Here is a 24,614-nt window from a genome sequence, read left to right as displayed (position 1 = left end):
GCTACTCTAGATTGAGTATCAATCTCGCTAACTTATTTCCGGAATTGTGTGAACATCACAGAATATGGTGATGAGACTAAAAGATTTTGTAAACCTTTAGAAAGAGAATCATTAGAACCTACAAATTTAGTTGCAATTCATCCAATAACACCAAAAACTAAAACGTCCAATTCATTGGAATAACAATACATGGTCCAGTTTGTTTGCCTCCTGAAGGTTTAAAAGGAGATTTAGAAAAAATGTACCAAAAATTAATTGCCGTCATTGAGAACAAAACAACAGTGCAAAGACTTATTAAAAGTCAATCAGTGAAGGAAATTATCGAAATTTTAAAATAGGATTATGAAATTTTACATAAGAGGGATGTTAATGAACGGTAAACCTTTCGTGATGCAAGTGCTTTTTTATTTTATGAAGAAAAGGACTTTTGTTGTAAACGTTTCCGTTGTTTAACAGAAAATGCTTAAATTTAAAATAAAGCGATTTCAAACTAAAATGAATTTGTTAGCCAGTTTCAATACAAATATGGAGGGATCTAAAAATGAAATGTGCGGTTGGAATGAGCACAAGTTTTGTTGGTCACAAAAATGAAAAATGCCGCTAAATCCAAAAATATAGAAGCTGATATTTTTGCTGTTTCTGCTTCTGAAGTTGAGGATGTTTTGGAAAAGAAAACGGTAGATGTTTTATTGTTGGGCGCAAGTGAAATTTATGTCAAAGTTGGCAGACAAAAATATAAAAATTGATGCTATTAATATGCAATATTATGGCATGATGAACCGAGAAAAAGTATTGGAGCAAGCCATTAATTTAATTGAGGGTAAATAATTTTATAGGAGAACGATTATTTATATTTTAGGGAAGGGACAAAGTCTATGGAATGAATTTCTAAGACAAAAAGATAAAGGCAGGGGTTGGTCAATGCAAAAGCTAATAAAGTTACTGGAAAATAAAATGACGCCGATGCAATGAAACTTGATGGCAATCGTTATGTTACAGCGATTAAAGACGGATTCTTCGGTGTGATGTCGCTTTTGATTATCGGTTCATTCTTTTTATTATTGCTGTCCGCAAATCTCCCTGCTTTAGCCGTTTGGGACAGTCCGGGCTTTTCCGAATAATTTACTTTTCCAAACGGATTTCCTCAGGTTACATTTCCATCTGGACATTTTCATCTAAATAAACGGTTGATTGATTTTTGGTTGTTTTATGTTTTGTTTTAAGACTTCTGGAAACACAACTCGGTGAACGATTGTTGTATACTCTTTGCCGCGATTTTTTTAATTACTTCATCGCTCACCATTCGGATTTCATTTCCGTTTTCATAGTAAGTTTCTAAATTATATAACCCCGAATTTCGGTTATTAGGAAATGTCAAGCAGTGCGTAATGCAGTTGAAGCTTTCCTGTAGAGAATCGAGTCCACTTTAAAAATAACACCTTTGCATAGGTTCCAATTTTTGCGGTTCACGAGGCAAGACACAACGCTGGTGCGAAATTCAGTCATCACTGAAAAATAGTTCAATACATAGTATGAAAAAATGGGCTTTGGTAATTTGGAAATAGGATGTTCTATGAATATTTTGTGAAATATCGGACAAACTATTTGCTTGTTTTATCCAAATGAAAGCTTTCTAGATTTACAAAGAATAAAACACAACCAACTGGTTGATTCCTTCCAACTTGCCGATACTGCCCTTTCTCTTCGCAATGTTAAAAAAGTATGTAAGATTTTATTACATTAATATTACAAAAAAATTAACAAGAGAGTATATTAATTTACATATTCAAGACCTATTATTTTTTACTCTAAAATAGAACGATGTTCCTCTTAGCGGAACAAAATGAGTAATGAAATAAAGAGGTTCAAATTGTGAGGAGGGAATGTGATGGAACAATTGGAAATGAACAAAAATTTATCGGAACAAATAGGTATAGAGAGCAAACCTAAGATTACAAAGTATCAGTGGAAAACATTGTGGGCATCCACAATTGGCTATGCAATGGACGGACTGGATATGATGATCCTTGCATATACATTGCCTCTGATCATGGCCTTCTATGGGCTGAATCAAGCTGAAGGCGGCGCTCTCTCTACCATCACTCTGCTCGGATCGGTACTGGGGGGGATCTTTTTCGGCACTTTGGCAGATAAGTTTGGCCGAGTTAAGGTTTTTTCATGGACTATCTTAATTTTTTCGGTTTTCACTGGTCTTTGTGCTGTTGCGCCTAACGAGCAGGCCTTTGCATTTTTCCGTTTTATGGCCGGGCTTGGTCTTGGCGGAGAGTTCGGTATTGGCATGACCATTGTCAGCGAGAGCTGGCATAAAAAATATCGTTCAAGAGCAACATCGATTGTTGCAGTCGGTTTTCAGTTTGGAACCGTTCTGGCTACACTAGCCGTGTTATTTATCGCACCTGAATTTGGTTGGCAAGGTGTCTTTTTGGCAGGGGTATTGCCTTCATTGTTAGCATTCTGGTCTCGTAAAAATCTAGAAGAACCGGAAATTTGGAAGGTTTTAAAAAAGGAAAATAAAAATAAAATTGCGATTGGACAACTTTTTTCTTCTGCTAAACAAACAAAAACTACGATTGGCCTTATCATCGCGACGACTGTTCAGAACTTTGGTTTTTATGGAATCATGACCTGGATGCCGACCATGCTCGCTACTGAAATGGGTTACTCTTTTAACAAAACGACCGTTTGGACAGTAGTCACTATTATTGGCATGATTATCGGCATTATTACATTTGGCATTTTGGCAGATAAAATCGGGCGCAGACCGTCCTATATCATTTATTTATTTTCAGCTGCGACAATTGTTTGGATTTATTTTCATCAAACTTCTACAACGATTCTTCTGCTCTTGGGAGGAGTGCTCGGATTTTTTGTAAACGGCATGATGGGCGGATATGGCGCTCTGCTTGCCGAACATTATTCAACCGAAGCAAGATCGACAGCAGAAAATGTCATTTTTAACATCGGCCGGGGATTTGCCGGATTTGCGCCATGGATTATCGGTTATCTGTCATTAAATTACTCCTTAAGCTTTGCTTTAGGGCTAATTTCTCTTACGTATATAATCTCAGCGTTAAGTTTTATCTTTTTAATCCCTGAAACGAAAGGAACAGAATTGAAGTAGTCGGATCGGTTTCCGTTATTTATTTAGTAAAAAGGGGTTAATGTTTATGGAATGGTTAGATCGAATGATATCGGTCATGGACATAATCAGTGAAAAATCGGTAGAAGGTATTGGTATAACGGAATTATCCAAGCAAACCCTTATAAGTAAGGGAACTCTTCATCGGATGTTAAAAAACATGGTTGAACATAAACTGCTTACCCAGGACGCTGTTACGAAACGATATATGCTGGGGCCAAAATCAATGTTATGGGGTAGCGAATTTCTTCGCAACCAAGATCCAACAGGCTTGTTAACTCAGTATTGCAATGAAATTGGCAATAAAACCAACCTATATTCTTATATTTGCAGATTCCAATCCAATCAAGTCTATTGTACCTATACACATCAACCATCAGATGTACGCCATAAATATTTTGTCCATCTCGGCCAGAGAATGCCGCTGCACTGTACGTCAGCGGCAAAAGCAATACTGGCTTACCAGCCTCCTAATTTAGTAGATGGCCTTCTGCAAAAAGAAGATTTAATGAAGTACACCGAATACACAAAGCAGGATATTGAATTGATAAAAAGGGAATTATCCGAAATTCGCCAGGACGGTATTGCTTTTTGCAATCAAGAATTGGAAGTAGGTGTTTATGCTATGTCCGTACCGCTTTTTCATGAAAATCATAAAACGGCCATAAGTCTTAGCTTGGTCGGGGAATGCCAATATATTCAAGAAAACCGAATGCAATTCATCAAGGAACTGAAAAACATTTCCGAACAGGCAAGCGAGCATTTAATATCTATGAATCTATTAAGTTCCAATCGGATCTAGAGAAAAAGAATAGCAAAAACAAGTCGGAAAAGAGGGGTGGGAAAAACAATGGAATTATCTGAAACATTGGGGGACAGATATGAGGTGGTTTTTTGAAAATTTCCAGGGTTATGCAAACATTAGAAAAAATCAACGAGTTTGGAAAGACGGATTGCGGTATATCAAGATTAGCTTATTCAGATGAAGAACAACAGGCCAAATTCTATTTATTGGAGCAATGTCGGAATTTAGGGATGAAAATAAGCGTCGACCCGGTTGGCAATATGATCGCCCGTTATGAAGGGTTGGATCATACATTGCCTGCTGTAGCTGTTGGTTCCCACTTAGATACTGTTTACAATGGGGGCAAGTTTGACGGTGTGCTGGGTGTTGTAGCAGGACTTGAAATTGTTAGGAGCATTGTGGAACAAGGGATCACAACGCTTCATCCAATTGAATTGATATGTTTTGCTTGTGAAGAATCATCCCGATTTAATTTTTCAACATTAGGCAGCAAAGCGATGATCGGCAGCTTAAACCTCGAAACCCTTAAACAGTTGAAAGATCATGATGGCATTTCCTTAGCACATGCATTTCAAAAGCAAAATTTACACCTCGAAAACTACCATATGGCGGAAAGAACAGAAAGGGAATTAAAGGCGTTTTTTGAACTTCATATCGAACAAGGCGCCAAGCTAATCGAAAGCGGAAAAAGAATAGGAATTGTTACTGGCATTGCAGCTCCATTGCGATTAGCCGTAAGTATTGAAGGGAAAAGTTCCCATTCCGGGACAACGGCGATGGGGCATCGCAAAGACGCTTTATTGGCTGCTGCCGAATTATCTTTAGCTGTGGAAGAAGCGGCACTTGCTGAAAGCGATTTTGAAACAGTGGCAACGGTGGGAGTGTTGGATGTTCATCCTTGCGCCATGAATGTGATTCCGGGATTAGCGGAATTAAAGATTGACATTCGAAGTACTGACATTGAATCTCGTAATCGGGTTTTCAAAAAAATTCAAGAAGAGATAGCATTCCTGCAGAACAAGCGGGGAGTTGTGATCAAGATAGATTGGATGATTGAAGAAGAACCGGTCATGATGGATCAAGGCATCGCTAAAACGATTGCTTCAATCTGCGAGGAGCAAGGATTGAGTTATATGTTTATGGCAAGTGGAGCTGGCCATGACTCAATGAATATGGCAAAACGCTGGCCTACTGCCTTAATTTTTGTCCCGTCAGTCGATGGTTTGAGCCATCATCCTGATGAATACACGAAACAAGAGGATATTGCAGCTGGAATAGCACTTTTAGAGCAAGCGGTCTTAACCAGCGCGATAACTTTAAGCAAGAAAGGAGATTCAGTATGGAGTCGCACCAAGTGAGAATCCTCTCAAATGAAAAAGTAAGTGAACGCTATTGGCATATGATTGTTGATGCAAGTGATATAAAAGAGAATGTGGAACCCGGCCAGTTCTTTCATTTTCTTTGCAGTAATAGTATCTATCCATTCCTGAGACGGCCGTTTAGTGTATACCGAATCGATTCGGATCGCAATACTCTTGAATTTCTTTATTTAGTAAAAGGTTTGGGAACAAAGAAAATGACTGAGCTGAAGGCGGGAGAAAAAATTGATATATTTGGCCCGCTTGGAACCGGATTTCATTTAAAAGAATCCGATTCCAATATCCTCCTTCTTGCCAGAGGTGTTGGCATTGCGACATTGGCGGCATTAGCTTATAAAGCTGTCGGCAAAAACAAAAAAGTCATTGCAATACTAAGCGCCAGATGCCGAAATGATCTCTTGGCTGCTGATTATTTAACCAGTTTTGGCGTTCAAGTGTATAAAGTGACTGATGAAGAAGGAACAAGCGATTTGCACAACGTTAAGGAATTAATCAATCAACTTCTTATTGAAAATGACATTCATGCTCTTTATACATGCGGTTCAAAAAGATTAGCTCGATTAATGCAAAGTATCGGAAAAAGGGAAGGATTGTGGGGAGAAATTGCTCTCGAAGAAAATATGGGATGTGCAATGGGAGTTTGTTTTGCATGTCTTTGTCATATACATGATGGCCATGAAGCGAAAAGTGCCCGAGTTTGTGTTGACGGTCCTGTATTTCCTTTAGAACAGGTGATCCTACAATGAAAAATGCGGCAGTGAATATGAGTGTAGATATTGGTGGATTAGTTTTGAAAAATCCGGTTATGCCAGCTTCAGGTACATTCGGCCCTGAGATGGAAAAGGTGATTGATTTTAATCGCTTAGGTGCGATTGTTCTTAAAAGCATTACGATGTTTCCGCGTGCTGGAAATTCAGCTCCACGCGTGTGTGAAACACCGGCTGGAATGATAAACTCCATTGGGATCCCAAGTAAAGGGATAGAGTATTATTTGGAAAACTCCGTCCCTTCTTATTCAAAATATGATTCACCCCTCATTTCCAGCTTATCAGCTGATTCCATTGATGAATTTGCCAAACTGGCTGAAATTGTAACAAAAAGCAATGATGTGGATGCAATAGAATTAAATATTTCCTGCCCTAATTTAAAAGGAAACGGCCTTGCATTCGGTATGGATGCAGACATCACGTTTAACCTTGTAAAGAAGGTTCGTGCTGTAACGGATAAACCAATCATTACAAAGCTTACGCCCAATGTAACAAACATACAAGAAATAGCTGTAGCGGCTGAAGAAGCTGGGAGCGATTGTTTAAATGTCGCTAACACTTTTTTGGCGATGTCCATTGATGTTCATACGAGAAAGCCGAAGATTGGGAACATTATGGGCGGGCTGTCTGGACCCGCAACGAAACCGATCATTGTCAGACTAATTTATCAAGTTTCCCAAGTCGTTCACATTCCGATTATTGGATGTGGCGGAGTTATGTCAGGAGAAGATGCCATTGAAATGATGTTAGCTGGGGCAACTGCTGTTCAAGTCGGAACGGCAAATTTCATTCAACCTGATGCGATGATCAGAATATTGAAAGAGATTGAATCATATATGGAGCAATATCAAATAAAAGATATTCGTGAAATCATCGGACAAGTAGTAATAAATCAATAACAAGGGGTGATGGAATCAATGGAGTTCGATTTACTAATAAAAAATGGAACGATTGTGACCCCAGAAGATGCTTATAAAGGCAATATTTATATAAAAAATGGAAAAATTGCCGCTATCACAAACGATGAATTGCGGAGCGATGTAGGGGAAGTCGTGGATGCAAACGGAAAATTTGTATTTCCTGGTTTTATTGATACCCATGTGCATTCGAGGGATCCCGGTGCTACCTATAAAGAGGATTTTTACCATTCTACTCAAGCTGCCGCAGCCGGAGGTGTTACGACTGTTTTTGAAATGCCAAATACGAATCCGCCGGTAAATAATGTGGAAAATTTCCGGAAACAGGTTGCAAATTTGAAAAGTAAAGCTTTTGTTAACTTTGGCGTTTGGGGAATTTGTCTTGGGCATTTAAATATGAAAGAATACGAAAAGCTTCACCATGCTGGTGTCATTGGTTTTAAATTTTTCTGGGGATATGCTGTACATTCGGAAACATTCCAATTGATATATAACTATAAACCGGGGATGAAAGATGTAATCCCGCCATTTGCAGACGGTGAAATATATGAAATGTTTCAGGAAGTGGCAAAAACCGGGCAAATATTTGCGATTCATGCGGAAAATCATGATCTCATCCAGCGGCTGACACAAAAAGTTGAGGATCGGAATGGACGCACTTACATGGATCTGCTCGAAGGCAGACCCAGTCTTGCCGAAGAATTGACAATACAATCGGGGATAGCTATGGCAAAAAAAACCGGGGCGCGACTCCATATATTGCATGTTAGTACTGCCGAAGGGATAGAATTAGTTCGCCAGGCGCAAAAAGAAGGCTATCCAATTACCGCAGAAACATGCCCGCATTATTTGTTTTTATCAGCAGAAGATTATGATCATATAGGGCCACAGATGAAAGTTTATCCTCCGATTAAATATAAAAAAGACCAAGAAGCCCTTTGGGATGCGTTGCAAGATGGGACCATTTCTCATGTTTGTTCTGATCACGCTCCACACACTGAAGAAGAAAAAGCAGGAGATTTATGGTCAATCCCGGCAGGTATGTGTGGAGTTGAAACAATGGCTCCGCTAATGTTAAATGCAGTCAACGAAGGAAAAATTTCAATCCATGATATTGTCCACCTTCTTTCGGAAGGGCCGGCAAAATTATTTAATTTATATCCTAATAAAGGTGTTATTCGTATAGGCGCCGATGCGGATATCACGATTGTTGACATGAATAAAGAACATACAATTAAACGCAATGAGCTCCATAGCAAGAGTAAAGTTACCGCTTTTGATGGGTTTAAAGTGAAAGGGGTTCCCGAACAGACAATTGTAGGAGGTACGATTGTTATGAGGGATGGCGAAATAATTGGCCCGCCAACAGGAAAATTCATTGCACCAAATGCATCAAACTGATAAGGAGATTGGCGAATGACAGGTATGAGTTTTGTTGCGACAGGAGACAGTTTTTTAACAAGAAGGTTGTCTAAGAAAGACTATGATCGTCATCTTGCTGAATTGATTGGGAGAGCGGAATTTCGTTTTACAAATTTAGAAGTTACCCTTCACCATAACGAAGGGTATCCTTCTGCGCTAAGCGGTGGTACGTGGGCTATGGCCGATCCAGAACGGCTGGATGACTTAAAAAAGTATACATTTAATTGTATGACATGGGCCAATAACCATACGCTTGATTATTTATACGGCGGTTTGAGTGCAACGGAACGATATTTGAATGCATCTAATATCGTACATGCAGGTGCAGGAGAAAATTTGGCTGCTGCAAGTTCCCCTAAATATTTAGACTGCGAGTCAGGAAGAGTAGCTATAATTGGAGCCACTTCCACGTTCCATGATTTTTGGCGGGCTGGTGAACAACGCTCTGATATGAAAGGACGTCCTGGGGTCAATCCGCTTCGCTACAAGACTACGTATTATGTAAAACCGGAACATATGAAGGTTCTCAGGGAAATTGCTGATGTTACGGGAATGAATGCGGAAAATGATCTGGCAATTAAAGAGGGGTTTTCTGCTGAAAATGATCAGTTTAAATTTGGGGAATATACATTTTGCATAGGCGACAAAGAAGGAATGGTTAGAGTTCCCTATGAAAAGGATTTAAAGAGAATAACAAAAGCCATTCACGAAGGAAAGCGCCAGGCTGATTACGTCATCATTAGTATTCATTGCCATGAAATGAATAAGGATCGCAAAGATCAGGCGCCTGATTTTCTGGAAGCCTTTGCCCGTCATTGTATCGATGAAGGTGCTCATGCAGTGATTGGCCATGGCCCCCATATTCTTAGAGGCGTAGAAATTTATAAAAACAGACCGATTTTTTACAGTTTAGGGAATTTTATTTTTCAAAACGATTCTGTGCAGAAATTGCCTAGCGATTTCTATGAACAATATGATTTACCATTGACGGCTACTGTGGCGGATGCACTTGATAAACGAAGCAACAATAATACAAAAGGTCTTGGGGTTAATAAGGCAGTATGGGAATCTGTGGTTGCCTTTTGGGAAATGAAGGAAGGTGCTCTTACAAGTTTAACTTTTTATCCAATAGAATTAGGATATGGATTAAAACGATATCGAAGAGGCTGGCCTAAATTATCGGATAATATCGAAATATTGAAAAGGTTGGAAATATTATCGAAACAATATGGAACCAAATTTGACATTAAAGATGGATCAGCCAAAGTAATGTTAAATTAAATGTTTTTGTAATTTCCTGAGTAAGAAATATATAAAGGGTGAATAAAATGGATAAGGTAGAAAAAGTGAAAGTTTTATCACAATTATTTGACCTTATTAATTATTATTATGAGTATCGTGATCAACCAGCTGATGATCATTTCAACTTCTTGAAAAGAGTAGAGAAATGTTGCAATAGCTTAGACATAGATTTTGAGGAATTTAAAAAAGAATTTAAAATGGACACAAAATATTCGTCATTATAAGTGTAAACTACGTGAAAATTTCAAAAAACTTTTTAGTGGAATCCTCTTTTCTTTTCCGCAAAACAGCCCAAACGTTCCGACGTTTGGGCTGTTGTTGCATTATTAAAGCCGTTCTTCATTTCCTTCCATCGATCAAGTGTCTTGTTATTCAAAGTTGGCTCTCTGCTTCGGCCAGTTTTGCCCAAATTTTTGTGTCAGCGTGATCAACATTTGCAGTTGGTTAATCTTCAACAAGGATTAAGCAGCATCAAACAACATCGGGATAGTTCTCCTTTTCCCATAATATATCGGGGAAATCTAAATGGACATATCCCTGTCAAGTAGACAGTGTTTAAAAAGACCCTCTCTTCAGCTTCATCAATCATCGTTGATAGGGCTTTGTCAGTGTCAAGGAAATCACTTGACACTGACAGCCCATCAACTAATTGGTAGACAAGCTGATGGAGGAGCTATTCTAGTCATCCGTGATTCCTTGTGTTATGCACATACCTTCTTTCTGTATTGTACAGGGCTAAGATATGTTGTGGTGGGCTTAAATATTTTATAGGACTATCTTGAAAATATTCATTTGCTATCAAAAGGCTATCTCAAAAGGAAAAAAATGTCCTTTTTGAGAAAGCCTTTTGATTTATACTACAGTATGAAAGAGCAGACGTCGATTCTGCCTTTAAATGAAAAAAGCCGTACGACTTTTACTTTAGCTGTTTAATTTTTTTCATCATTTTGTGAAAACCTTCCTCTCCCATTGTTAATAATTCTTTCTTCATTTGTTGATTGACTAGGCAAAAAGCAGGGATTCCTTGAATACCAAAAGATTGTGCGATTTCATAGTTTTGATCTAAAACTACAGGAATTGTAATCTTTTTTTCCTCTACTCGTGTTTTCACAAGCTCCAACGCTTTCTCTTCAACTGTATAAGGTACATGAACGGCAATAACATGAAAGGTTTCAAGATTAACTGTTTCTTCTAATAACTGATCCGTTAATTCACTGCAATACGGGCAGCTAATTGACCAAAAATAAAACAAAAGCCGATTGGATGATGGGAAATCATGGCCGTTTTTTGGAACGTTCAGCCACGGCAAGTCTTTTGTCATTGTTTGTATTAAATCCATGTGCTGTTCCTCCTCATTGATCCTTTAGTTGCATAGCGATAATTTTACCAATTGCTTCCTCCGCGGCAAAAGGACTGACCATTCCGGACGGCTTATCCAGTTCTTCTTTTAGACACTTCAACATAAGAGGTTCAATTTTAGACGGATCGATCAAGGAGATTGCCCATGATGCCCAAAAACGCGGTTTTCCTTCTGTATTTCGTGCAACTTCAACGAGGGCGTTCAGACTGTGATGACCGATTCTCATTAAGGAAAAAGCAGCTGACATTCTTATATCTTCGTCGTCATCTTTTAAAAGCGAAGCGAGTTCGGGAACTGCTTCCTTTGCATCTGCACCAAATTCCCCCAGAACAACGGATGCGATTATTCGTAGGGATTTCTCATCTTTTAAAGCTTTTATGAGTATTGGGACGGCGGCTTTTCCAGTTTTTTTTAGTTCTTTCACTCCTTGAAACACCGTTGCTTCATCGCTGCTTTTTAGTTTCGTCAAGGCTTGAGAAATTATTTCATTTGAACTCATGAAAATTCATCTCCTTAAGAAAAAGTATTAGATCCCTTCAGATCCAACGTTCATATCGATAAAAAGATAAGAATAAAATCGTGCTTAACACGATCATGAAAAACGGCAGCCAATAGAAAAGAAGGTTTTTGAAAAGAAAAAACAAAAGGATGTAACAAAGGGTGCTCCCCATACAAATGAAAGCAAAATTTTTATAGTATGAAAGCAGGCTGAGGGAGGGATCTTTTTTATATGTCCTAACAAATGCCGCCCAGCGGATGGAAAGCATGAACATGTATCCTCCAAGCCCGTATAAACCAAATGAAAGGAATTCTGTAAAAGAAGTGCTGAAATGGAAGTGCCACATACCCACGCAATAAAGATAAAATAAAAAGATCCAAGCGGTATTTGAGCCTTCCAACAGCAATGCTTTTTTCCATAGTTTTCCCGGCAGCAAAAAAAGATCTCCAGACTTTGCATGTCTAATTAATCCTGAATAGTAGGAACTGCTGAAAAAAGCTCCGATTGTAAAAACGACCAAAATATAAAACCAATAAATGTTTTTTGCAATGAAAACGGGAACTAAGATGAGAAGAATAAACAAATGAGCAATATGGAAAAAAATGTGTTTCCTAGCAAGCAATATTTCGAGCCAAAGGAAAGAAAAAATACCGTTTAACCCTTTCAGCCCCCACCATGTATGCGTCTCTTTCAGGCTGTTTTTAAAAAAATCGGTTTGATGATCTTGAAACTCCGCCCAAAAATCAGCTTCTTTTACCAATTTTTCTTTGCATTCCGATTTTTTCGTTGTTGTTCGAATAATCATGATCGAAAGGGCGATCATGGTTAGAAAGGCAAGAACCCCTTGCAGCAAAAAGCTGTTTGTAAATAAATAGCCGATAAAGCCGATATGGTAGCCAATATACTTCAGCCAAATCAATTCATTAGCTTGAAAAAAAGAACCATAGAGAGCAATACCGTATATAACGGTGAGAATGAAGGCAAGAAAGGAAAAGGCAATTTTTGTTCCTTTTACAGTTCTGGCACAGGACATAGCCATTATCCATGATTCTAATAAAACGATGAGACAAAGTAATCTGATTGATTGTGCTGTTAACCAGCCAAATGGATTTCCTGCCAAAAAATAAACGGCATCAGCTGTGATTCCTGAGAGCAGACAGAGCAGCCCTTTCCAAGATAATCGCCATAGTAATATGGAATAAACGATTTTTGTGAAAGAATAAGGGGCGGTATAAAGCCATATGACGTCCTGCATGAGCCCCGGTATGCGGTTGGAAAGCAGCCCGAAAATGGTCATGACAATAAAAATTCCTGTGCAAATCCATCCTGTATAGGCAATGTTCCAACTTCCTGAATTAGCCCCCCATTCAAGTTGAAACAGAAAAAACCATATAAAAAGAACAAAAATGAACAGAAAAAATTTTATCCCGAGTTTTTGGCTATCGATTTCTCTTTTCGCTTGAAGGAACAAAAATGACCAAATGTTAATCATTTGACCAATCCCCTAAACTACGTATGACTTCTTGCTTCCAGGCTGGATATTCTTCGTTGTTTTTTGGTACGGCCATTTCTTTTACAATACGGCCATCTCGAATTAATAACACTCTATCAGCCGTTTCCAATACAAATTCGAGGCTGTGGGTGGAAATGAGGATGGCGCCATGATGTTTTGATTTACGGACGAGCCAGTTGGCAAGCCATTGTTTGGAAGGAATATCCAAGCCAATTGTTGGTTCATCCAATATATATATGGAAGCGTTTTGTATAATGGCGCCAGCTAAAATAACCCTTTGCTTTTGTCCCCTTGACAATTGTCCGCTTAATCGATCCGCCAACGATTCAATATTTACCTCTTTTAAAGCTTCATAAACCTTTTTTTGAAGGTCTTTTTTTTCAACTTTGAAGGCTCTGGCGCGAAATTGCAAATGTTCCGCTACGGTTAAGGTAGGGTACAAATATGGATGATCCGGAATTAGCGAAGCGGATTGCTGCGCTTCAACTGTACCGGGGGAATGCCCCGCAATTTTGATCGTCCCATCATCAGGGGTGTATAAACCGGCGAGACACCTAATGGTTGTTGTTTTACCTGCCCCGTTTGGCCCTAACAAGGCTACGATTTCTCCTGAATGAACGGAAAAAGTTATATCTTCTACACCATCGCCGTTACGATATTTTTTCTTCAAATTGGTTACTTGGATGATATTCATGTCTCTCCTCCATTGTTATACTGAGGGTTGTTTGAAGGTTTCACTGGCCTTCAATTTTTTCTGGAAAGTGTAATCCCAAAGCGGCTTCATGACAAGAATAAAGTTATAAATAAAATGAATGGTTAAGGAGGACAGAAAACCAAACTGGATGAAAAAGAATCCAAGTATAATGCCAAAGATCACTAATTGGATCCATCTGATCCATCTGGGATGAAATCCTGTTCCTTGGTGCATAATGGCCCATAGAATGGAGGAAATGATGATCGCCAAAGCCCAATTGCCGCTCAACCACCATATCGTCGGAATGATCAACAAACGGTAGACTGTTTCTTCAGCAATGGAACTTTGCAGGCCGATGCTTAATCCTTGTTTAAATGTAAAGCCCGATAAGTAAATGGTACGATTGGACAACTCGGGAGAAATTCGTAGCCAATTTTTCTTTTCCAGCCATGAAAAAATTGCTGAAAAAAAGCCTAAGCAGCCGATGCCGACACTTAAGCCGACGAAAAACTGCCATGCAGCATTTTCAAAAAAAGCTATTTGGAGAACATTGCTCAAAGAGTGTCCGGCCAATGAACATATATATACGACAAAACCTGTGGCCAATCCTGCTAAAATTGCCGATAAGATTCCAAGAGCATAAACCGTTTTTATGCTGAGGCGGGAATCATAAGTATTGACGATGCTCAGTTGAATGTCTTCTTTTATAGTTATGATGTTACAAAAGAATAGAACCGCCCCCAGCAAGATGCTTGCAGTGATACCGGCATTTTGGCGAAGGTTGATAAGGATGATGATCGCTGCAATAACGGCCAGGCACGACGCTAATACTCCCATCATATTTAAGGTAGATTCCATTTGCTCTTTCTTGACTGCTGTTTCGATGTCTTCTGTCAATATTTCTTGTTCTGAACCGATGTAGAAAATTTGCCCGTTATGGATTTCAACCGTTATTTTCATTCTGACTGGTTGAGATTCGGCAATATACCAGTACGTTTCAATATTTTCCAAGTCTTCTTCTTTTCTGCCTGCACCTGTGAATTGAGATGCAGACCATAATCCATTATCTGAGATGGCAAGCTCTTTTTTTAATTGTTCCGGAGAGGAAAAAGTGCCTTTATGTTTCCCCATTTCTTTCTTTGACAGGTTTGCGGTGTAAAACGTAATTTCTCCATTTGAATTGATGCCAATGATGACTGATCGGTTTTCTCGAACGAATCTAATTCTCCATGATTCGACTAAACCCCATTGATATAAAATATGGCGAACTTTGTTTAACAATCCTAGGTGATGCAGCATATTGACGGTATTTCGGTCGTACCAATACATCGCATAAAAATCCCAATCTGATACATCAATGCCGGAATACCGTTTAATGAATTGAACTGCCAATTCCCGAGCTTCTTTTTTATGTAATAATAGCGATTCGTACGTTTTTGGTTTGAATTTGTAAAACAGAAAGGTTCCTGCAATAGGAAGGATGATCCATAATAAAGGGATGATGGTCGTCATCATGGTTTAACCTCAGCTTCTTTTTGAATGGTAAAAGGCAAATCGGCTTCAGGTAATTCTATCTTTCCTATACATCCACATTGTTTAGCAAGTCGCTTCGCTTGCATTAGCCTTTCCGGTGAACCGATCTCCTGCATGCTGTTTTTTAAGACGTGTCCAAGGGATGTATCTTCAATTTGACAAGGTGTAACTTGTCCATCCGCACGAATATACCATGACAAAAATCCCGGCGTGCAGAAATCTGTAAGACTATCATTTTGATGGTGGTCTTCCCAATCAATAATAATGATTTGATCACTCCATCTTTTTTTGGCGTCTGCCAACTGCTGCTTTACTTTCTCCTTCATTTCGCTCGTCATGCTTTTATATTCTGATGCTCTGCCTACGGGAATAGTTTGACCCGCACGAAATACAACGGCACCAACTTCCACCGATTTTTCGATTACTTCATAAACTTCTTGGTAGTTGAGCTGGTTAACCGTCATAGCAATCAGAACGGGAACCGATGATTGAGCAAAACGTTCGGCATTTTTCAAGCTTTCGGAAAATCCTCCTTCTCTCCCTCTTAACTTGTCATGGGTGCTGCTGTTTCCATCTATACTTATTTGGACACTGACATTTCCCAAGTGGCTGATCAGCTCAATCTCATCGTCGCGCCAACTTAGACCATTGCTAAAAAGGTTGACGTTCGTAAATAGAGAACTGGCTGTGGCAATGATTTTCAGGAAATTTTTTGTTAGCTTTGCTTCTCCGCCTGTAATGGTGATGTCTGCTACACCGTGAGATGCGAGTTTTTGCAACACTTTTATCCATTGGGAAGATGATAGTTCATTTGGATACGGTTTTCCTGAGCTTGCATAACAGAAAGGACACTTCAAATTGCACATATTTGTCAATTGAAGGGTGCAGCTGATGGGCAAATAGTACTCTGTAGATCCGGTGATCATCAAGGGGTGATTCAGCAGGCCTTTTTTCCACGTTGATGTAAACGGATGTGAATCTAGCTCGTTATTTAATTCTTCCTCACTTACCTTTTCTTTTGAAAGAATCTCCCAAATTCTTGCCGTTTTTTGAACACTGTTATTTTTGGCAAGCATTAAAGCTAATTCTGTTCCCCTGCCGCTAAGTCTAAAATAGAACATGCTTTTTCTGTCAAGCAAAATAGCTCCATGAGGTTGGAAGTGGATCGCAAATTCTGGTGAAGTGTTAGTTGCGGTTTCTAACAGTTTTGACATAAAATCCTCCTTTTCTTTATGGAGCAGTTAAAAAACTGCTCCATTGCAATCCTTTTGAATATAATGGTTATAGCAGGCGCATTGCCGGATGTGGAAGCCAGCAGACTCTAGTCATCGGGATACTTTTTGAGGCCCAGCAGCTCATACATCCAGCCGCTTTCACAATCGAGGTGCCTGCTGGCTTTTTCAGTTCCTTGATAGCTGTCGGCTCCCACTGTTTTTTTTGATTCTCCATAATCCCACCTCCTTCCATTTAAAAATGGTCATTATTGGAATAAAATACAACTATTTAAAAGTTAGCATAGTGATAATGTCGAAGTAAGAAATAAATTGTCATTTTGTTATAATTTTTCGAAAATTTAATATAAAGATATTTTATAACAGCTTGTATTTGGGCAAGAGCTATGTATTATTCATACAAGTTTCATGCTTATCAGATAAGCCTTTTGATACAGGATGTCTGTTTCAGCAACCGGAAAGCCTCATCATCCATCCAGCGATTTACGCTCCGGTTTTTGTATAAACCCGAAACCATTTTCATAATTCATATAAATATCTAGAGGCCTTGCCTCTTCCTTCACCTCAGTCCTTTCAGTTACAAAGCAATGGAATGCGAAAGAAATGAATGTTAGAGCTAAAAATACATATAATATTTTCTTATACAAGGCATAGGCAAATTGCTTGTAAAAACATTCAACTCTTTTTACTATTACACATAACGAATGCATAAAAGAGGGGATGAACAAAATGGTGAATGATGACAATACAAAAGTGAAAAAAAGATTGCAAGATATTGAGTTCTCGGTACTGGATTTGGTTCCAGTCCTTTCCGGGAAAACACCGGCCGACTCCTTTAAAAACAGCCTAGATTTAGCACAGAATGCAGAACGCTTTGGATTTAAACGGTTTTGGCTGGCGGAACACCATAATATGGAAGGGATAGCAAGTTCAGCGACTTCAGTTTTAATCGGACATATTGCAGGAGGTACGAAAAACATAAGGGTCGGGTCCGGAGGTGTCATGCTTCCAAACCATGCCCCTCTCATCGTTGCAGAACAATTTGGAACTTTAGAGTCCCTATATCCGGGAAGAATTGATCTTGGATTGGGGCGCGCTCCCGGAACAGATCAAATGACAGCCATGGCTTTAAGAAGAAATTTGAGGAGTTCTGTATCTGATTTTCCGGATGATGTTCAAGAGCTGATGAATTATTTTGCTCCGGGAGATCATCGTCAAAAATATGTAAAAGCTGTTCCCGGCGAGGGGTTAAATATCCCGATATGGCTGCTTGGCTCGAGTACATATAGCGCCCAGCTTGCAGCGGAATTAGGGCTTCCTTTTGGTTTTGCCAGTCATTTTGCTCCAAATCACTTATATGATGCATTAAAATTATACCGTGAGCGTTTCAAACCTTCGGAGCTGTTGAAGGAGCCGTATGCATTAGCTTGCGTAAACGTGATTGCGGCGGATACAGATGATGAAGCCAAGTTTTTAGCAACGAGTTTATTTCAAATGTTTCTGGGAGTAATCCGCGGTACTTCTAGAAAATTGCAGCCTCCTGTCGAAAGTATGGACGGGATTTGGAATGAATTTGAAAAGGAAGCTGTCCGCCATCAGCTTTATTTCTCTTTTATCGGATCTAAAAAGACGGTAAAAGAGCAGCTTCAAAAATTTTTGGATGACACTCAAGTAAATGAAATTATGGTTGTTACGTATATTTACGATCATTCAAAACGCGTCCGTTCATATCAGATTTTATCAGAAATAAAAAACGAAATATGATATCATTTGATCTTTGATCAAAAACATATTGCCTCATATATTTCCGAAGCCGCAATCTAGACCAGCGGGCAAAGTCAAAGAAAAACGTGCCAAACTGTGCACGTTTTATTTTTTGTGGTTTCAAAGCGGTTTGTGTGTTGAAAATATAAGATTGACATATCGGAAACGTTCATATTATATTATCATTGTAAAAGAAATTGATATTCATTTTCAATTAGATGGAGGTTTACGATGACCCGCCTTTATACAGATCGTTTACATATAGGTTATGGCGACCGCTTAATCGTGAAGAATATGACAATTGAAATTCCTGATAAAAAAATTACTGCGATCATCGGTTCAAATGGCTGCGGAAAATCCACTTTGCTGAAAGCCATTACCCGAATTATTCCGCATCAATCCGGCAGAATTATTCTGGACGGAGAAAGTATTGCGAAAAAAGATACGAAAGAACTGGCAAAAAAGATGGCCATACTTCCACAGACACCTGACTGCCCGCCGGGGTTGACAGCCGGGGAATTGGTATCTTATGGACGCTACCCCTATCAAAAAGGTTTAGGGCGGCTGACGAAAAAAGATCTTGAAGTCATCCATTGGGCTTTGGAAGTTACTGGGACAGCCGGTTTTAAATATGAGCCGGTAGATGCGCTCTCGGGAGGACAGCGTCAGCGTGTTTGGATTGCAATGGCGCTCGCACAGGAAACAGAAATGATCTTTCTTGATGAACCGACTACTTACTTAGATATGGCTCACCAACTCGAGGTGTTGGAACTATTGCAAGATTTAAATAAGGAACAGGGGCGGACAATTGTCATGGTGCTTCACGATATTAACCAAGCTGCTCGTTTTGCGGACTATATCATTGCATTAAAAGACGGACAAATTGTAAAGGCGGGAACGAGTGAAGAAGTAATATCCCCTGACGTTTTGAGAGAAGTATTTCAAATTGACGCTGTGTTAGGGCGTGACCCTCGAACAAATAAACCAATATGCATGACATACAATCTAATAAAAGGAGAAGAAAAACATGAAAAAACGTCTTATTCCCATTCTGCTCTTGTTGGTTCTCTTTATTAGTGCTTGTGGAAATAAAACGGAAAACAGCGCTGACGCAGGAAATAAAAAGAAAGAAGATAAATCCGAAACCATTACGTATCAGTCGGAAAACGGCCCTGTTGAAGTCCCTGCCAATCCTAAGAGAGTTGTAGTGCTTTCGTCATTTGCCGGAAATGTGATGGCTCTCGGCGTAAATCTCGTTGGCGTGGATGCATGGGCAAAGCAGAATCCGAGATGGGAAGAGAAGTTAAAAGATGTTGAAGAAGTATCTGACGAAGATTTAGAAAAAATTATTGAACTAAATCCAGATTTGATCATCGGATTATCCACCATTAAAAACGTCGATAAGCTGAAAGAGATAGCGCCAACCGTTACGTTTACCTATGGAAAAGTCGATTATTTAACACAGCATATCGAAATTGGAAAACTATTAAATAAGGAAAAAGAAGCAAGAGAATGGGTGGAAGATTTCAAAAAAAGAGCTGAAGAAACAGGCGAAGAAATTCGCGCAAAGATTGGTGAAGATGCAACCGTTTCAGTGATTGAAAGCTTTGATAAGCAATTGTATGTGTACGGGAACAACTGGGGACGGGGAACAGAAATTTTATATCAAGCTATGAAGCTAAAAATGCCGAAAAAAGTGGAGGAAACCGCTTTAAAATCTGGTTATTATGCTCTGTCGGCAGAAGTGCTTCCGCAATTTGCGGGGGATTATATGGTCTTAAGCAAGTTTTCCGGTTCTGATCAGTCTTTCCAAGAAACAGAAACTTATAAAAATATTCCTGCTGTTAAAAACAATCGGGTATTTGAAGTAGATGGAAATGCGTTTTACTTTAATGATCCGCTGACATTGGAGTATCAGCTTGAATTCTTTAGAGAAAAGTTTCTTGGAAAATAGTAAAGCGAAGAGGAATTCATGACTGGTGAATTTCTCTTCTTTTAATCTAATATAGAAGAGATGAGATGGATGATAAAAAACGCTTCGGTTTCTTTTTTGTACAAGTTCATATTTGCAGTCCTGTTGTTGATTGGATCGTTTTTTCTGGCGATGGCGTTTGGAGCAGCAGATACAAGTGTAAAAGATGTTTGGCTGGCATTCACAACATATGAGGCTGGTGAGACGATCGATATGATTCGTGAAATTCGTCTGCCGCGTGAAATTGGCGCTGTTTTTGTCGGTGCTGCATTATCAGTAGCCGGAGCGGTCATGCAAGGGCTGACCCGCAATCCATTGGCAGATCCTGGATTGTTGGGGTTGACGTCAGGGGCAAATGCCATGCTTGCTCTGGTGATTGCCCTTTTTCCGCATGCGAATTACTTCGGTATGACCATTGCGTGTTTTATCGGATCGGCGGCTGGAGCCCTTTTGGTGTTTGGAATTGGCGCAATGAAAAAAGGGGGGTTCTCACCTTTTCGGATAGTATTAGCCGGTGCTGCCGTATCAGCTTTTCTTCAAGCTGTTGCTGATGGTATCAGTCTGTTGTTTAAAATTTCCAAAGATGTTTCCATGTGGACTGCTGGGGGACTTATAGGAGTTTCATGGAAGCAGCTGGGGGTTGTTGTCCCATTCATTGTAATTGGAATCATGATTTCCTTTTTTTTCTCAAGGCAGCTGACCATCTTTAGCTTAAATGAAGAGATAGCAGCCGGGCTTGGGCAAAAAATCCCACAAATCAAGACGGTTCTGTTTATCATTATTATTTTGCTGACAGGGGCTTCTGTCGCCCTAGTTGGGAATATGGCATTTATCGGTTTAATGGTTCCTCATATTGTTCGTCCGATTGCTGGCGCGGATTACCGCTATATCCTCCCATTGTCTGCGATTTTCGGGGCATCTTTTTTGCTAATAGCGGATACACTCGGCAGAACCATTAATGCGCCATATGAAACACCTGTAGCGGCAATTGTCGCCTTTTTGGGTTTGCCTTTCTTCCTCTTTATCGTCCAAAAAAGGGGGAAAGCCATCATATGATACATCCTGGTGTTATAAAAAAACAGCGGCGGATCATGCTCGTTTTATTGATTTTGAACATAGCAGCCATCATCGCCGGATTGGGGTTGGGGACTTCATCCGTATCTTTTAACCGATTGATTCCGACCATTTTAGGTCAAGGAACGTTTAAAGAGGAGTTTGTTTTATTTTCCATCCGGCTGCCGCGAATCATCATCACGCTTTTGGCAGGAATGGCTTTGGCTGTATCTGGAGCGATACTGCAAGAGATCTCAAAAAATGATTTAGCTGAGCCGGGGATCATCGGAATTAATGCAGGTGCAGGTGTTGCCATTGCAATATTTTTTCTATTTATTCCTATAGATGCAGGTTTGTTTGTGTATTTTCTTCCAGCGGTTGCGTTTATCGGTGCTTTTATAACTGCGGTCTTCATTTCTTTTTTTTCTATTGATAAAAAATCCGGTCTCAATCCTAATCGGTTGGTTCTTGTTGGTGTAGGCTTTTCAATGGCTTTGTCAGGGGCGATGATCGTCATTCTATCAGCGGCTGAACGGCAAAAAGTTGATTTTATTGCCAAATGGCTGGCCGGGAATATTTGGGGAGCCGATTGGCCGTTTATTTGGGCAATTCTTCCTTGGATGATCATTTTCCTTCCGTTTATTTTAGTTCGATCAAAACGGCTTAATCTTTTAGGTTTAAGTGATCCTGTCAGTATCGGCATTGGCTTATCCATTCATAAAGAGCGCATTATCCTTCTTTTGTCATCTGTTGCACTGGCATCTGCAGCCGTTTCAGTAACCGGCAGTGTGGCGTTTATTGGGCTGCTGGCTCCCCACATTGCCAGAGGATTAGTCGGGCCGCGGAATCAATTATATCTCCCGATTGCGATTTTGCTGGGGGGGCTGCTTCTGACTTTGGCTGATACGATCGGGCGCAACATCGCCGCGTCGGACGCCATTCCAGCCGGCATCGTGACAGCTCTGATCGGTGCCCCTTATTTTGTATATTTATTATTAAAAAATTAAAACAGACAATAAAAAATATAGTTTAATATCGGTATAAAAGTAAAAACGGCTGATCCCGGTTCTCATTGAAATGGTCTAGGTCTTATCGAAACTTGATGGAAGAACGGGGGATGGCCGATTTAAAAATTAAAATGGTTTTTGTTTGAGGAACAATAAAGATTTTCGATTAATCAGTTATGTTACCGGGTCATTCGTACTAAAATCAGCTGGTCTTTAAAACGCATGATTAACCCATTGCTTCATTCCAACATCCGTATCCTAGTAATCGAGGATTTCAGTCTCCTTCGCGAAAGGATTTAGAAAAAGACTAGATGAGGTAAAAATGACTCATGAATTGTGTACTTATGAAAAAATTGGTTTGAGGAACAGCGTCGATGAATCGGAGAATTCAGACAATTTTATAATGAGGACGACTCAAAAACGGCTAAACGGCTTCAGCCCTATGGAATATAGAGCAAAAGCCGTTTTGTTATTTTTATTATTTTCGCTGTCGGCTTGACAAGGGGCAGTTCATTTCGGGACAGCCTTTGATTTTTTATCATTTTCTTTCGATTTCGTAAAACTGGCAAAATGAAAACGACACTACCTGTAAGACAAGTGTGGCTTCCGCTGTTGGCGCAGATCGGCTGAATTCCAAGAAACCCTCTGCGGAAAAAAATTCAGCGGTCTTTTGATAAAGTAAATCGGCATTTTTATAGCTGTTTTCGAGCATAGACAATAAATGGAAGGGTGGATGCCAGCAATATCAAAATAAAAGCGACAACGCCCAGCCAATGAAAATGGATCCAAAAATAGCCTCCGAATGTACCGGCAAGGCTGGAACCTAAATAGTAGAATAAAAGATATAAAGATGATGCCTGTGTTTTATGATGGTTGGCCCGTTCTCCGATCCATGCGCTCGCTATAGAGTGACAGCCGAAAAATCCGAATGTAAAAATAGAAATGCCAATGATTTTAGCGAATACAGGAGGAAAAAGGGTGATGACGGCTCCCGCAATGGTTAAGGCAACAGTAAAAATTAAGGTGGTGGCATGGCCGAGTTCATCAGCCTTTTTTCCCATAAAAACGGAACTAAAGCTGCCAAAAATGTAGACGATAAAAAGGAACCCAAGCAATGATTGGCTAAATGAGTATGGAGGTTCACTGAGCAAAAAACCGATATAATTATATAAAGTTACAAAGCTTCCCATAAATAAAAAACCAAGAAAAATAATGGACATAAGCGGTTTGTTTTTTAAATGGACCGCATAAGCTTTCAACACCGTTTTGCCGTTTAACGGTTTTTTTTGATTGTGCTTTGGTGTTGGAAGAATCAATGCGAAAATAATGCTTAATAGAATAGCAAGTACTCCTATTGAAAATAAAGCAATCCGCCATGAAAAAAAATCGGTTAAAAGACCTGTTATGATTCGCCCCGCCATTCCGCCGATGCTTGTACCGCTTATATATAATCCCATCACTTTTCCGATTGTGTTCGGATGAAATTCCTCTGCAACGTATGCCATGGCAAGAGAAGGGATGCCCGCTGATGAAATGCCAAGAAACGTTCGCAAAACGACAAGAAAGGGAAAATTAGGACTCATTGCAATCAATATAGAAATGATTGAAGTCAGCAGCATGGATATCGTCATGACGGTCTTTTTGCCAAGCCGATCAGACAGACTGGCGGCTATTAACATCATGATGGCCAACGTTCCGGTAGAAACCGATACGGTTAAACTTGCAGAAGCGGCCGAAATATGAAATTCATCTGAAAAAATCGGCAATAATGGTTGTGTCGTATATAAAATAGAAAAGGTGACAAAACCCCCGAAAAACAATGCTAGACTCGCTTTTACATATTCCAGACTTTTCTCCTGAATGTATGTCAATTTTATTCGCCTCTTTTGTTTCTAATATTCTTTCCAAATATATGATACATCTAAAGAATCCGATTTGTCTAAGCAAGAACAAATTCGGTAGAACTAATTAAAAAGAAGAATGAATCATTTTTTTTCGGGGATGAGTTGCTATGTATATTCATTTGAATGATTAATGAAATGAGAATCGACCAACATGGCGGTTGCGTTTTGCAAATGCTGATCGAAATGTAAAAAATGAAAAACTGACGACCTCTAAACGGGAGGAGAGGCATATCTGGATAGTGCATCACCAGTTTTGGCTCAATCGGAATCTGGAATCTCCATAAATGGATTGGATTGATAAACGGTGCCGTTTTAGGGTAGGTCAAAGAGG

Annotated in this window: 23 protein-coding genes; 15 read left to right on the top strand and 8 right to left on the bottom strand. The window is 39.6% G+C overall.

The features are described from left to right. Nucleotides 1-587: 587 nt before the first annotated feature. The 10 genes from AC0KTX_RS12060 (at nucleotide 588) to AC0KTX_RS12015 (ending at nucleotide 9,976) form a co-directional block, all read left to right on the top strand. Nucleotides 588-746, top strand: a complete 159-nt coding sequence (locus AC0KTX_RS12060) for a hypothetical protein (RefSeq protein WP_474252415.1) — start codon at nucleotides 588-590, stop codon at nucleotides 744-746. A 222-nt stretch (nucleotides 747-968) separates the two neighbouring features. Continuing rightward, nucleotides 969-1,121, top strand: coding sequence for a hypothetical protein (locus AC0KTX_RS12055; protein WP_474252414.1), 153 nt, complete (start codon nucleotides 969-971; stop codon nucleotides 1,119-1,121). Between the two features lie 767 nt (nucleotides 1,122-1,888). Further along, entirely contained in the window at nucleotides 1,889-3,142 is a 1,254-nt protein-coding gene (locus tag AC0KTX_RS12050) for an MFS transporter (RefSeq protein WP_339199321.1), read from the top strand. Nucleotides 3,143-3,188: 46 nt separating this feature from the next. Next, nucleotides 3,189-3,962, top strand: a complete 774-nt coding sequence (locus AC0KTX_RS12045; protein WP_339199323.1) for an IclR family transcriptional regulator — start codon at nucleotides 3,189-3,191, stop codon at nucleotides 3,960-3,962. Nucleotides 3,963-4,054: 92 nt separating this feature from the next. Then, a complete protein-coding gene (locus AC0KTX_RS12040; protein WP_340733358.1) occupies nucleotides 4,055-5,323 on the top strand; it encodes a M20 family metallo-hydrolase in 1,269 nt (422 codons plus the stop codon). Continuing rightward, nucleotides 5,305-6,090, top strand: a complete 786-nt coding sequence (locus tag AC0KTX_RS12035) for a dihydroorotate dehydrogenase electron transfer subunit (protein ID WP_339199328.1) — start codon at nucleotides 5,305-5,307, stop codon at nucleotides 6,088-6,090. Before AC0KTX_RS12040 ends, AC0KTX_RS12035 begins: the two co-directional genes overlap by 19 nt. Then, complete coding sequence (locus tag AC0KTX_RS12030; RefSeq protein ID WP_340733362.1) at nucleotides 6,087-7,010, top strand: dihydroorotate dehydrogenase; 924 nt, start codon at nucleotides 6,087-6,089, stop codon at nucleotides 7,008-7,010. Before AC0KTX_RS12035 ends, AC0KTX_RS12030 begins: the two co-directional genes overlap by 4 nt. Before the next feature lie 18 nt (nucleotides 7,011-7,028). Next, nucleotides 7,029-8,429 (top strand): allantoinase AllB, encoded by a 1,401-nt coding sequence (gene allB / locus AC0KTX_RS12025; RefSeq protein WP_339199332.1) that lies wholly within the window; start codon nucleotides 7,029-7,031, stop codon nucleotides 8,427-8,429. A gap of 15 nt (nucleotides 8,430-8,444) precedes the next feature. After that, complete coding sequence (locus AC0KTX_RS12020; protein ID WP_474252413.1) at nucleotides 8,445-9,731, top strand: CapA family protein; 1,287 nt, start codon at nucleotides 8,445-8,447, stop codon at nucleotides 9,729-9,731. A 47-nt stretch (nucleotides 9,732-9,778) separates the two neighbouring features. After that, nucleotides 9,779-9,976: a hypothetical protein gene (locus AC0KTX_RS12015; RefSeq protein WP_474252412.1), complete on the top strand. Its 198-nt coding sequence runs from the start codon at nucleotides 9,779-9,781 to the stop codon at nucleotides 9,974-9,976. Nucleotides 9,977-10,668: 692 nt separating this feature from the next. Here the strand turns inward: AC0KTX_RS12015 and AC0KTX_RS12010 are convergent. The 7 genes from AC0KTX_RS12010 to skfA all read right to left on the bottom strand — a co-directional run bounded on the left by AC0KTX_RS12010 (nucleotide 10,669) and on the right by skfA (nucleotide 16,800). Then, nucleotides 10,669-11,091, bottom strand: a complete 423-nt coding sequence (locus tag AC0KTX_RS12010; RefSeq protein ID WP_474252411.1) for a TlpA disulfide reductase family protein — start codon at nucleotides 11,089-11,091, stop codon at nucleotides 10,669-10,671. 13 nt (nucleotides 11,092-11,104) lie between these two features. Continuing rightward, nucleotides 11,105-11,611: a HEAT repeat domain-containing protein gene (locus AC0KTX_RS12005; protein ID WP_474252410.1), complete on the bottom strand. Its 507-nt coding sequence runs from the start codon at nucleotides 11,609-11,611 to the stop codon at nucleotides 11,105-11,107. A gap of 37 nt (nucleotides 11,612-11,648) precedes the next feature. Beyond that, nucleotides 11,649-13,103: a sporulation killing factor system integral membrane protein gene (skfF, locus tag AC0KTX_RS12000; RefSeq protein ID WP_474252409.1), complete on the bottom strand. Its 1,455-nt coding sequence runs from the start codon at nucleotides 13,101-13,103 to the stop codon at nucleotides 11,649-11,651. Next, nucleotides 13,096-13,818, bottom strand: coding sequence for an ABC transporter ATP-binding protein (locus tag AC0KTX_RS11995; protein ID WP_474252408.1), 723 nt, complete (start codon nucleotides 13,816-13,818; stop codon nucleotides 13,096-13,098). The genes skfF and AC0KTX_RS11995 overlap by 8 nt, the downstream gene beginning before the upstream one ends. Nucleotides 13,819-13,833: 15 nt before the next feature. After that, a complete protein-coding gene (locus AC0KTX_RS11990; RefSeq protein ID WP_474252407.1) occupies nucleotides 13,834-15,333 on the bottom strand; it encodes a CPBP family intramembrane glutamic endopeptidase in 1,500 nt (499 codons plus the stop codon). Then, entirely contained in the window at nucleotides 15,330-16,565 is a 1,236-nt protein-coding gene (gene skfB, locus AC0KTX_RS11985) for a sporulation killing factor system radical SAM maturase (RefSeq protein ID WP_474252406.1), read from the bottom strand. Before skfB ends, AC0KTX_RS11990 begins: the two co-directional genes overlap by 4 nt. Nucleotides 16,566-16,632: 67 nt before the next feature. Further along, nucleotides 16,633-16,800, bottom strand: a complete 168-nt coding sequence (skfA, locus tag AC0KTX_RS11980) for a sporulation killing factor (protein ID WP_474252405.1) — start codon at nucleotides 16,798-16,800, stop codon at nucleotides 16,633-16,635. A 512-nt stretch (nucleotides 16,801-17,312) separates the two neighbouring features. Between skfA and AC0KTX_RS11975 the strand changes: the two genes are divergently transcribed. From AC0KTX_RS11975 to AC0KTX_RS11955, 5 genes are all read left to right on the top strand, one after another. Then, nucleotides 17,313-18,347 carry an LLM class flavin-dependent oxidoreductase gene (locus tag AC0KTX_RS11975; RefSeq protein ID WP_474252404.1) on the top strand — a complete coding sequence of 345 codons (1,035 nt, stop codon included), beginning with the start codon at nucleotides 17,313-17,315 and terminating at the stop codon, nucleotides 18,345-18,347. Between the two features lie 231 nt (nucleotides 18,348-18,578). Further along, the gene (locus tag AC0KTX_RS11970; protein WP_474252403.1) at nucleotides 18,579-19,424 is read left to right on the top strand and encodes an ABC transporter ATP-binding protein; all 846 of its coding nucleotides are present in this window, start codon (nucleotides 18,579-18,581) and stop codon (nucleotides 19,422-19,424) included. Beyond that, a complete protein-coding gene (locus AC0KTX_RS11965; RefSeq protein WP_474252402.1) occupies nucleotides 19,375-20,301 on the top strand; it encodes an iron-hydroxamate ABC transporter substrate-binding protein in 927 nt (308 codons plus the stop codon). The genes AC0KTX_RS11970 and AC0KTX_RS11965 overlap by 50 nt, the downstream gene beginning before the upstream one ends. A gap of 69 nt (nucleotides 20,302-20,370) precedes the next feature. Beyond that, entirely contained in the window at nucleotides 20,371-21,375 is a 1,005-nt protein-coding gene (locus AC0KTX_RS11960) for a FecCD family ABC transporter permease (RefSeq protein WP_474252401.1), read from the top strand. Continuing rightward, on the top strand, nucleotides 21,372-22,379 hold the full coding sequence (locus tag AC0KTX_RS11955; protein ID WP_474252400.1) for a FecCD family ABC transporter permease: 1,008 nt from the start codon (nucleotides 21,372-21,374) through the stop codon (nucleotides 22,377-22,379). Before AC0KTX_RS11960 ends, AC0KTX_RS11955 begins: the two co-directional genes overlap by 4 nt. A 692-nt stretch (nucleotides 22,380-23,071) precedes the next feature. Here the strand turns inward: AC0KTX_RS11955 and AC0KTX_RS11950 are convergent. Next, complete coding sequence (locus AC0KTX_RS11950) at nucleotides 23,072-24,250, bottom strand: MFS transporter (RefSeq protein WP_474252399.1); 1,179 nt, start codon at nucleotides 24,248-24,250, stop codon at nucleotides 23,072-23,074. Nucleotides 24,251-24,614 lie beyond the last annotated feature (364 nt).

It is taken from the genome of Aeribacillus sp. JST-2 (assembly GCF_056032925.1).
The sequence above is the reverse complement of the archived record's forward strand: the minus strand, read 5'-3'. Positions and strand labels throughout refer to the sequence as shown.

Coding starts and splice junctions, on each gene's coding strand:
- AC0KTX_RS12055 (WP_474252414.1), top strand. CDS start 969: ATGAAACTTGATGGCAATCGTTATGTTACAGCGATTAAAGACGGATTC.
- AC0KTX_RS12035 (WP_339199328.1), top strand. CDS start 5,305: ATGGAGTCGCACCAAGTGAGAATCCTCTCAAATGAAAAAGTAAGTGAA.
- skfB (WP_474252406.1), bottom strand. CDS start 16,565: ATGTCAAAACTGTTAGAAACCGCAACTAACACTTCACCAGAATTTGCG.
- AC0KTX_RS12005 (WP_474252410.1), bottom strand. CDS start 11,611: ATGAGTTCAAATGAAATAATTTCTCAAGCCTTGACGAAACTAAAAAGC.
- AC0KTX_RS11970 (WP_474252403.1), top strand. CDS start 18,579: ATGACCCGCCTTTATACAGATCGTTTACATATAGGTTATGGCGACCGC.
- AC0KTX_RS11990 (WP_474252407.1), bottom strand. CDS start 15,333: ATGATGACGACCATCATCCCTTTATTATGGATCATCCTTCCTATTGCA.
- AC0KTX_RS11975 (WP_474252404.1), top strand. CDS start 17,313: ATGGTGAATGATGACAATACAAAAGTGAAAAAAAGATTGCAAGATATT.
- allB (WP_339199332.1), top strand. CDS start 7,029: ATGGAGTTCGATTTACTAATAAAAAATGGAACGATTGTGACCCCAGAA.
- AC0KTX_RS11965 (WP_474252402.1), top strand. CDS start 19,375: ATGAAAAAACGTCTTATTCCCATTCTGCTCTTGTTGGTTCTCTTTATT.
- skfF (WP_474252409.1), bottom strand. CDS start 13,103: ATGATTAACATTTGGTCATTTTTGTTCCTTCAAGCGAAAAGAGAAATC.
- AC0KTX_RS12030 (WP_340733362.1), top strand. CDS start 6,087: ATGAAAAATGCGGCAGTGAATATGAGTGTAGATATTGGTGGATTAGTT.
- AC0KTX_RS11960 (WP_474252401.1), top strand. CDS start 20,371: ATGATAAAAAACGCTTCGGTTTCTTTTTTGTACAAGTTCATATTTGCA.
- AC0KTX_RS12010 (WP_474252411.1), bottom strand. CDS start 11,091: ATGGATTTAATACAAACAATGACAAAAGACTTGCCGTGGCTGAACGTT.
- AC0KTX_RS11955 (WP_474252400.1), top strand. CDS start 21,372: ATGATACATCCTGGTGTTATAAAAAAACAGCGGCGGATCATGCTCGTT.
- skfA (WP_474252405.1), bottom strand. CDS start 16,800: ATGGAGAATCAAAAAAAACAGTGGGAGCCGACAGCTATCAAGGAACTG.
- AC0KTX_RS12045 (WP_339199323.1), top strand. CDS start 3,189: ATGGAATGGTTAGATCGAATGATATCGGTCATGGACATAATCAGTGAA.
- AC0KTX_RS12050 (WP_339199321.1), top strand. CDS start 1,889: ATGGAACAATTGGAAATGAACAAAAATTTATCGGAACAAATAGGTATA.
- AC0KTX_RS11995 (WP_474252408.1), bottom strand. CDS start 13,818: ATGAATATCATCCAAGTAACCAATTTGAAGAAAAAATATCGTAACGGC.
- AC0KTX_RS12020 (WP_474252413.1), top strand. CDS start 8,445: ATGACAGGTATGAGTTTTGTTGCGACAGGAGACAGTTTTTTAACAAGA.
- AC0KTX_RS12060 (WP_474252415.1), top strand. CDS start 588: ATGAAAAATGCCGCTAAATCCAAAAATATAGAAGCTGATATTTTTGCT.
- AC0KTX_RS12015 (WP_474252412.1), top strand. CDS start 9,779: ATGGATAAGGTAGAAAAAGTGAAAGTTTTATCACAATTATTTGACCTT.